The organism is Salinicola sp. (assembly GCF_982684285.1).
In genome coordinates, this window is the sequence record NZ_CEXLVS010000184.1 from 1 (window position 1) to 8,187 (window position 8,187).

Genomic DNA, 8,187 nt, shown 5'->3' on the forward strand with positions numbered 1-8,187 from the left:
TGCGCCACGCGATGCAGATCTCCGACGGCGACTGGTCGATCCTGTGGAGCAGCGGTCTGTCGATCGGGCTGTGGGCGGTGGCGATCATCGGGCTGCTGCTGCCGGTGATCGTGGGGCCGATCCTGCGTCGTCGAATGCAGGCGGCCAGAGCCAGAACCCAGGATTGACGAGTTCGATCAGCTATTATCCTTACTCGCTTTCTCTCTGAGGAACGTTATATGAGCGATGAAAAATCTGCGGCCATCGAGGCGCTGGCGCCGGCCGGGCGACTGCGTGTCGCCATCAACTACGGCAATATCGTACTCGCGCAGCGGGGTAAGGACGGCGAGCCTGCCGGTGTCTCGGCGGTGCTGGCGCGGGGGTTGGCGGACGAACTCGGGGTGGAAGCGGAAATCGCCACTTTCGACGGTGCCGGCGACGTGTTCGCGGCGATCGATGACGACGCCTGGCGGATCGGCTTTCTCGCCCGTGATCCGGTGCGGGCCGAGAAGATCCACTTCACCGATCCCTACGTGATCATCGAAGGCACCTACCTGGTGCCGGATGCGGCGCCGTTCCAGGATGTCGACGAGCTGGATCGGGACGATATCCGCATCGCGGTGGGCAAGGGCGCGGCCTACGATCTCTATCTGACACGGGCGCTGAAGCATGCGAGCCTGGTTCGCGCCGCCACGTCCGCCGCGGCGATCGAGCTGTTCGCCGAGCAGGGGCTCGATGCCGCCGCCGGCGTGCGTCAGCCACTCGCGGCCTATGCCGCGTCGAATCCCGGTTATCGTGTCCTGCCAGGGCGCTTCACCGCCATCGAGCAGTGCATGGCCGTGACCAGGGCGCAGGCTTCGGACGCCGTCATCCGCTACGTCGAGGATTTCCTCGCTCGCATGAAGCAGCAGGGGGTGGTGAAGCGGGCGTTGACGGAGAGCGGACAGGACGAGACCCAGGCGGCACCGTGAGCAGGAGAGCGGTGTGAAATGGCAAGCCGTTGCCCAGAGAGGACGACACCGACCCGAGGGTCGGTGTCGTCGCTTGTCGCCGGATCATGAAACGGTGCTATTTGGCGGCTTTCTCCAGTGCCGCGACGGCGGGCAGGGTCTTGCCTTCGACGTATTCGAGGAAGGCGCCGCCGCCGGTCGAGATGTAGGAGACCTGGTCGGCGATGCCGTACTTGTCGATGGCGGCCAGGGTGTCACCGCCACCAGCGATGGAGAAGGCGGGGCTGGCGGCGATCGCCTTCGACAGCACTTCGGTGCCCTTGCCGAACTGGTCGATCTCGAACACGCCGACCGGGCCGTTCCACAGGATGGTGCCGGCGTTTTCCAGCAGGCTGGCGAGATGCTTCGCGGTGTCCGGGCCGATATCCAGGATCATCTCGTCGTCGCCGACCTGGTCCACCGGCTTGACGGTCGCGGTGGCGGATTCTGAGAACTCGGTGGCGACGACCACGTCGGTGGGCAGCGGGATCTTGACCTTGGCCATCAGTTCCTTGGCCTTGTCGATCAGGTCCGCCTCGTGGAGCGACTTGCCTACGCCGTAACCGGCCGCGGCGATGAAGGTGTTGGCGATACCGCCGCCGACGATCAGCTGATCGCACTTCTCCGACAGCGAATAGAGCACGTCGAGTTTGGTGGACACCTTGGAACCCCCGACGATGGCGGCCATCGGGCGCTTGGGGGCGCTGAGCGCCTTTTCCAGGGCGTCGAGCTCGTTGGCCAGCAGCGGGCCGGCGCAGGCGTGCGGCGCGAACCGGATCACCCCGTGGGTGGAGGCCTGGGCGCGGTGGGCGGTGCCGAAGGCGTCCATCACGTAGATATCGCAGAGCGCGGCATACGCCTTGGCCAGCGCTTCGTCGTCCTTCTTCTCGCCCTTGTTGTAGCGCACGTTCTCGAGCAGCACGACTTCACCGGTGGCGATCTCGACGTTGCCGTCGAGGTACTCCTTCTCCAGCCGTACCGGCTTGCCCAGCAGCTCGGAGAGATGCTCGGCCACCGGGGCCAGGGTGAACTCATCCGCCGGCTCGCCCTCGGTGGGCCGACCCAGGTGGCTCATCAGCATCACGCTGGCGCCGGCGTCGAGCGCGGCCTGGATCGTCGGCAGGCAGGCGCGGATGCGGGCATCGCTGGTGACCTTGCCGCCCTTGACCGGGACGTTGAGATCCTCGCGGATCAGCACGCGCTTCCCGGAGAGATCCAGGTCGGTCATCTTCAGTACATTCATAAGATCCTTTCCTTGCGGTGAAGAGAAGTGACGGGTTTGGCAATGGAGGACGGCAGTTCGAGCCAGTGGCGGGCGACATCGAGCATCCGGTTGGCGAAGCCCCATTCGTTGTCGAACCAGCACAGCGACTTGAGCAGGCGGCCGCCGGCCACGCGGGTCTGAGTGGCATCCACGATACCCGAGCGCGGATCGTGGTTGAAGTCGACCGAGGCCATCGGCTCGTAGGTCACGCCGAGCAGGCCCAGGTAGCGCTCGCGGCTGGCAGCGGCCAGGCAGGCGTTGACCGCGTCGGCGTCGGTATCGCGCTCGAGCGAGATCGCCAGATCCATGGCCGAGACGTTGATGGTCGGCACACGGACGTGAAGGCACTCGAAACGATCCGCCAGATGCGGCATCAGGCGGCCGATGCCGCGTGCCAGGCCGGAGTCCACCGGGACGATCGACTGCATCGCCGAGCGTGTCAGGCGCAGGTCGCTGTTGTGATAGGCGTCGATCACCGGCTGGTCGTTCATCGCCGAATGAATGGTGGTGGTGACGCCATGGGAGACGCCGAAGCTGGCGTCCAGCACCTCGAGGATCGGTATCAGGCAGTTGGTGGTACACGACGCCGCCGAGACGATCCGCATGTCGGGGGCGATCGCGCTCTGATTGACGCCGTAGACCACCGTGGCGTCGACGTCCGCTTCCGCCGGCTGCGAGAACAGCAGCCGCCCCGCCCCGGCCTCGAGGTGACGCTCGGCGGTGGCGCGATCCTTGAAGCTGCCGGAGCACTCCAATAGCAGGTCGATGCCGAGCTCGCCCCACGGCAGCGTCTCCGGCACCTCGGCGTTGAGGACACGAATGGTCCTGCCGTTGACGATCAGGCAGCCATCGCGCGCTTCGACATGGCCGGGAAAGCGCCCGTGGGTGGTGTCGTAACGGGTCAGGTAGGCGATCGTCTCCAGGTCGGAGCGCTCGTTGATGGCGACGATCTCCAGCGGCAGATCGGGGCGCTCGATCAGCGCACGCAGCACGCTCTGGCCGATACGGCCGTAGCCGTTGATGGCGACGCGATAGGTCATGGGCGAGTCCGATAACCCGAGGTTGAGGACGAGGTTCGAGGCCGACCATCTTAGCGCATTCGTGCCGAACCAGCCGAGCCTGAGCCGGATGTCAGACCAAGGTACTGGACGCAGGAGCGATCGCCTCATAGTTTGGAACGATCTCTCTGGTACCGGATGCGCTCACCGATGGTTATTGCCGACACGCCTTTCACCGCGATCGCGATCTCGTCCCTGGCCGTCGGGACGACAAGGCCATGATGCGGCGTCTCGAATCGTTGTCGTTCTATCTCTCCGCCACCGAGTGCCTGGTCGAGGGCGAGGCCAGCGGCGTGGTCCTGAACCGCTCGATGCCATGCCGGTTGTGGGAGGACCCGGAGCTAGAGCGAGGCGAGGGGATCGGCGATCGCGACCTGCCGCGTGGCGAGCCCGTCGCCGGGCGAGCGCTGGTCGTTGCTTGCAAGCCGGGTTCGAGCAGCGGCGGTGTCGGGCTACTGGAGGCCATCCATGCCGGGCAGGCGCCGGCGCTGGTCGTGCTCGACCGTCCCGACGAGGCCATTGCGCTGGGAGCTATCGTCGCCGAGGAGGTGCTGTCGCTCTCGTTGCCGGTGGTGGTGCTGGATGAGGCACGTTTTGCCATGGCCCAGGCGGCGCATCTGATCACGCTCTATCGCGGTGGCCGGCTCGTCCTGAGCGGCCCCCGCCTGGCGGGCCTGGCCAGCGTCACGGCCGGCGGAGAACTGGGGCACGAGCCGACACCACACGTTGCCGCCAACGACGGCTTCACGCTCTCGCCGGAGGACCGGCGCTGTCTCGATGGCGACGCCGGTCCGGCCGCCCAGGCCGCGATGCGGGTCGTCGTTGGCATGGCTCGCCTTCAGGGTGTCCGGGCGTTGTTCGACGTGGATCGCATTCACGTCGGCGGCGACATCGAGATCGGTCCGGCGGGTCTGGCGCTCGCCGCGCAACTGGTCGAATGGGGCGGCGAGTTCCGCGTACCGACGACGATCGGGGCACCCGGCGAGGCGACGACGCACGTCGTCAAGGCCTGCCGAGCGCTCGGCGCGATACCGCTCGACGATTCATCGCCATCGCGGGCGGACGCCGAGTGGCCCTGGCCGCTGGCGCTCTGCGTGGCGATCGTCGGCCGGGCGCCGGTACTCTCCGCCAACTGAGGCCTTCAGCGGATCTCGGCGGCGATGGCGTTGAGTCGCTCCGCCAGTGTCTCCGGCATCTCCATGGGGAGGAGATGCCCATAGCCGGGAAAGACCTCGAGCTTGCCCTGGGGGAGGTGGGGCATCACCTCGGAACGCTGGGTTTCCGGCGCCAGCGACGGGTCCCTGTCCCCGACCAGCACCCAGGCCGGGTAGGGGAGCTTGCCGACGGTCTCGCGCCAATCCTCGGCGTGCGTGGTCGTCGGCCAGGCCCGCCACGCCGACGGGTTGGCGTTGATGGCATCCTCCACCGCCTGCTGGTAGAGCGTCGGGGCGAGAGACACTTCGCTGGCGCCGTCGATGAACTGGCGTGCCTGAGCCTCGCTGAAATCGAAGTCGAGCTGGAATCGATGCTCCTCCTCGGCGATCGACTGCGGCCCGGGCGGGGAGGGCGCGATCAGGATCAAGGCGTGCAGCCACGCGGGGCGGTCGGCGGCGACGGTCATCGCGATGCGGCCGGAGAACGAGTGGCCGACGAGGATGACGTTGTCGAGCCCGGCGTCGTCGACGCACTGCTCGACGTGACGGGTCATCGAGGCGACATCGAATCCCGCCACGTCGCTGGCGCGGCCGAAGCCCGGCATGTCCAGCGTGATCACCCGGTACCGCTGGTCGAGAAGCGGCAGGACCGCCTCCCACTCATGATGGGAACTGCCGAAGAAGTGCATGAGCACCAGCGTCGGGTCTCCCTGACCCTTGTCACTGGCTATCGTCATCGGGTCTCTCCTGTCGAGGCTGTGCTGTCATCGGGCTTCCTTGCCGAAACCGTCGAGGCAGTCGACGGCCTGATAACAGCGTAGCGGGATCTGCGTCGCTGTCAGGCATCGCGCGAAGCGATACCCGGTAGAAGCGATGCCCGGTAGAAACGATGGTCAGTAGAAGAGATGCCAGACGAACGGCAGCACGACGGCGGTGAAGGCGCCGGTGAGGCTCATGCCCAGCGACGCGAACGCGCCGGCGGCGCTGCTGATCTCGAACGCGCGCACCGTGCCCAGGGCGTGTCCGTTGATGCCCAGTGCCAGGCCGATCAGACGGGGGTCGCGAATGCGCAGGATCCGGCTCAGCCACTCCACCCCGAAAATGGCGGTGACGCCGGTCGTCAGCAGCGCCCCCATCAGCAGCGCCCGCGAACCGCCGAGCTCCTCGGCCAGCCCGAGCGCGATGGGCGAGGTCACCGACTTGGGCGCCAGCGAGGCGAGCACCTCCTTCGGTGCGCCCATGGCGGCGGCGATGATCACGGCGTAGCAGGCGGCCAGGGTCGCCGATAGCGGCAGCGTCAGCAGGATCGGCTTCCACAGTGCGCGAATCTGTGGCAGTTGCTGGTAGAGCGGCACGGCCAGCGCGACGGTGGCCGGGCCCAGCAGAAGCATGAGCCAGCCGGCGCCGCGGTTGTAGTCGTCGATGCCGATGGGCAACAACGCGATGGTCACGGCAATCAGGATCGCCGCTATCAGCATCGGCGGGCACCAGGTGGGCCGATGCATCAGCTTGAACAGGCGGATACCGAAGAAATAGGCGCCGAGCGTGAGCGCGATGGCGGCGATCGGAGAGTCGAACCACTGTTGTGGCAACTGCGAGAGGCGCTCGAGCCAGTCATTCATGGCCGGCGTTTCCCGCTGCCAGTCCCGGGGCGTCGCTCGCGGGCAGATAGCGCCGCATCAGCAGCAGGCTCGACAGCACGCTGAGCAGCGTGCCCGCGATCAGCGCAGTCAGAATGGCAACCCACTGGTCCGCGAACTGACCGGCGACGAAGAATATCTCGACGACACCGGGCATGATCAACAGCGCCAGCATCGCGATCAGCGGCTGGCTGATGTGGACGACATCCGGATTCATGCCACCCCGGTAGCCGAAGAAGAGGGTCAACAACAGCATGCCGATGACGCCGCTGGGCATCGGCAGGCGGAACAGCGCCATCACGGCCTGCCCCAGCAGTAGAAAGACCAGTAGCCACAAAAAGCCGCGCAGAACGGACATCCTGACAATCTCGAATCGCGGAAAGGAGGAGCATCATAGCAAATGCATGGCGTCGTCCCGACGGCCGTGGCATGCCAGTCCGGATCCGGCCGGCGCTCAAGACTTTCCCATGACGATTTTCAGCCGTCGCCGGGATACGAAACGTGACAATCTGGTGCAGCCCCCGTCATGGCGTCCGACCGAGCAGACAGGCGATGAAGAAACGGTGCATGGGCGTGAACTGCGGCGCATAGTCGCTTATTCTTGGCGGTGATCTCAGGAAGCGCGGACAATTTTGCGGTGTTTCCTTAAGCTCTGTCTGAAAAAACGACGAGCGATAGCCAGACAAGGCAAAAATCGGCGAAAAAGCGGAGTTTACGCGGGGTAAATAAGCATTTTGAGCCGATTTTTAACGCCGTATGGTTGAGCGCAGGCATTTTTCAGACAAAGCGTAACGGCTAGTCGATGATCGCCGCGATAGGGAGGGGGAGCTGGCGCCACGGGCAGCGGGTCGAGACCATGCCACGCAGCCATTATCGGTTAGCCATCTTTGGTAGACAGGGAAGCGGCCCAAGTCGAGATTTCCCGGATGATCCATCTTGAGGACAGAGGAAAAGCAACATGACCGATATCGCCAAGCTGCTAGGCAAGGAAGCAGACAGCCTGCTCAGCTACACCTGCACGGGCTTCAAGAAAGAAGACCTTTATCTGCCGGGCCCCGACTTCGTCGATCGCGTCTTCTCCGATACCGATCGCAGCCCGCACGTGATGCGTAACCTGCAGACGCTGTTCAATACCGGTCGCCTGGGCGGTACCGGCTACCTCAGCATCCTGCCGGTCGATCAGGGCATCGAGCATTCGGCCGGGGCGTCGTTTGCCCCCAACCCGATGTACTTCGATCCCAAGAACATCGTCGAGCTGGCCCTGCAGGGCGGTTGCAACTGCGTCTGCTCGACCCTGGGGGTGCTCTCTTCGGTGGCGCGGCGCTATGCGCACAAGATTCCGATGATGCTCAAGCTCAACCACAACGAGAGCCTGACCCTGCCGGCGATGTACGAACAGACCATGTTCGCGCAGATCGAGCAGGCCCACGACATGGGCTGCATCGCGGTCGGCGCCACGATCTACTTCGGTTCCGAGGATAGCCGCCGCCAGATCCAGGAAGTGAGCGAGGCCTTCGAGCGTGCGCACGAGCTGGGCATGGTCACGGTGCTGTGGTCCTACCTGCGCAATCCCGAGTTCAAGAAAGACGGGACCGACTACCACGTCTCCTCCGACCTCACCAGCCAGGCCGTGCATCTGGCGGCGACCATCAAGGCCGACATCGTCAAGCAGAAGCTGCCCGAGAACAACGGTGGCTACAAGGCGATCGGTTTCGGTCATACCCACGACAAGGTCTACAGCGAGCTGACCAGCGATCACCCGATCGATCTGGCCCGCTACCAGGTGGCCAACTCGTTCATGGGCCGCGCCGGACTGATCAACTCCGGCGGTGGCTCCAAGGGGCACTCGGACCTGGGTGAAGCGGTACGCACGGCGATGATCAACAAACGTGCCGGCGGCATGGGCCTGATCTCCGGACGCAAGGCATTCCAGAAGCCGCTGAAAGAGGGTATCGAACTGCTCAACGCGGTACAGGATGTCTACCTTTCCAAGGACGTCACCGTCGCCTGATCCCAGGCCCATGAGTTAGACGTTAGACGCAAGTGCTCATGGAATTCCCGAAGCCCGGCCATCGCCGGGCTTTTTTCGCCTCGATTTCAGGG

General features: G+C 65.2%; 8 protein-coding genes. 3 read left to right on the forward strand and 5 right to left on the reverse strand.

Annotated elements, in window-relative coordinates:
• Window positions 1-218 precede the first annotated feature (218 nt).
• Window positions 219-950 (forward strand): transporter substrate-binding domain-containing protein, encoded by a 732-nt coding sequence (locus AC3AYF_RS15015; RefSeq protein ID WP_487779931.1) that lies wholly within the window; start codon window positions 219-221, stop codon window positions 948-950.
• Window positions 951-1,047: 97 nt separating this feature from the next.
• On the opposite strand, the gene AC3AYF_RS15020 is transcribed toward AC3AYF_RS15015, so the two are convergent.
• Together AC3AYF_RS15020 and AC3AYF_RS15025 are read right to left on the reverse strand one after the other, a co-directional pair.
• Window positions 1,048-2,211 (reverse strand): phosphoglycerate kinase, encoded by a 1,164-nt coding sequence (locus AC3AYF_RS15020; protein WP_295040425.1) that lies wholly within the window; start codon window positions 2,209-2,211, stop codon window positions 1,048-1,050.
• A complete protein-coding gene (locus AC3AYF_RS15025; RefSeq protein ID WP_295040423.1) occupies window positions 2,208-3,272 on the reverse strand; it encodes a type I glyceraldehyde-3-phosphate dehydrogenase in 1,065 nt (354 codons plus the stop codon). Before AC3AYF_RS15025 ends, AC3AYF_RS15020 begins: the two co-directional genes overlap by 4 nt.
• 236 nt (window positions 3,273-3,508) lie before the next feature.
• Here AC3AYF_RS15025 and AC3AYF_RS15030 point away from each other — a divergent pair, with 236 nt between their 5' ends.
• A complete protein-coding gene (locus tag AC3AYF_RS15030; protein WP_295040421.1) occupies window positions 3,509-4,426 on the forward strand; it encodes an aconitase X in 918 nt (305 codons plus the stop codon).
• A 5-nt stretch (window positions 4,427-4,431) separates the two neighbouring features.
• Here the strand turns inward: AC3AYF_RS15030 and AC3AYF_RS15035 are convergent, their stop codons facing one another.
• From AC3AYF_RS15035 to AC3AYF_RS15045, 3 genes are all read right to left on the reverse strand, one after another.
• Window positions 4,432-5,181 carry an alpha/beta fold hydrolase gene (locus AC3AYF_RS15035; protein WP_487779932.1) on the reverse strand — a complete coding sequence of 250 codons (750 nt, stop codon included), beginning with the start codon at window positions 5,179-5,181 and terminating at the stop codon, window positions 4,432-4,434.
• Between the two features lie 156 nt (window positions 5,182-5,337).
• The gene (locus AC3AYF_RS15040) at window positions 5,338-6,066 is read right to left on the reverse strand and encodes an LrgB family protein (protein ID WP_295040417.1); all 729 of its coding nucleotides are present in this window, start codon (window positions 6,064-6,066) and stop codon (window positions 5,338-5,340) included.
• A complete protein-coding gene (locus AC3AYF_RS15045) occupies window positions 6,059-6,442 on the reverse strand; it encodes a CidA/LrgA family protein (protein WP_295040415.1) in 384 nt (127 codons plus the stop codon). Before AC3AYF_RS15045 ends, AC3AYF_RS15040 begins: the two co-directional genes overlap by 8 nt.
• A gap of 600 nt (window positions 6,443-7,042) precedes the next feature.
• On the opposite strand from AC3AYF_RS15045, the gene AC3AYF_RS15050 reads away from it, so the two are divergent.
• The gene (locus tag AC3AYF_RS15050; protein ID WP_487779933.1) at window positions 7,043-8,095 is read left to right on the forward strand and encodes a class I fructose-bisphosphate aldolase; all 1,053 of its coding nucleotides are present in this window, start codon (window positions 7,043-7,045) and stop codon (window positions 8,093-8,095) included.
• Window positions 8,096-8,187: the final 92 nt, after the last annotated feature.

Coding starts and splice junctions, on each gene's coding strand:
- AC3AYF_RS15015 (WP_487779931.1), top strand. CDS start 219: ATGAGCGATGAAAAATCTGCGGCCATCGAGGCGCTGGCGCCGGCCGGG.
- AC3AYF_RS15025 (WP_295040423.1), bottom strand. CDS start 3,272: ATGACCTATCGCGTCGCCATCAACGGCTACGGCCGTATCGGCCAGAGC.
- AC3AYF_RS15020 (WP_295040425.1), bottom strand. CDS start 2,211: ATGAATGTACTGAAGATGACCGACCTGGATCTCTCCGGGAAGCGCGTG.
- AC3AYF_RS15030 (WP_295040421.1), top strand. CDS start 3,509: ATGATGCGGCGTCTCGAATCGTTGTCGTTCTATCTCTCCGCCACCGAG.
- AC3AYF_RS15050 (WP_487779933.1), top strand. CDS start 7,043: ATGACCGATATCGCCAAGCTGCTAGGCAAGGAAGCAGACAGCCTGCTC.
- AC3AYF_RS15035 (WP_487779932.1), bottom strand. CDS start 5,181: ATGACGATAGCCAGTGACAAGGGTCAGGGAGACCCGACGCTGGTGCTC.
- AC3AYF_RS15040 (WP_295040417.1), bottom strand. CDS start 6,066: ATGAATGACTGGCTCGAGCGCCTCTCGCAGTTGCCACAACAGTGGTTC.
- AC3AYF_RS15045 (WP_295040415.1), bottom strand. CDS start 6,442: ATGTCCGTTCTGCGCGGCTTTTTGTGGCTACTGGTCTTTCTACTGCTG.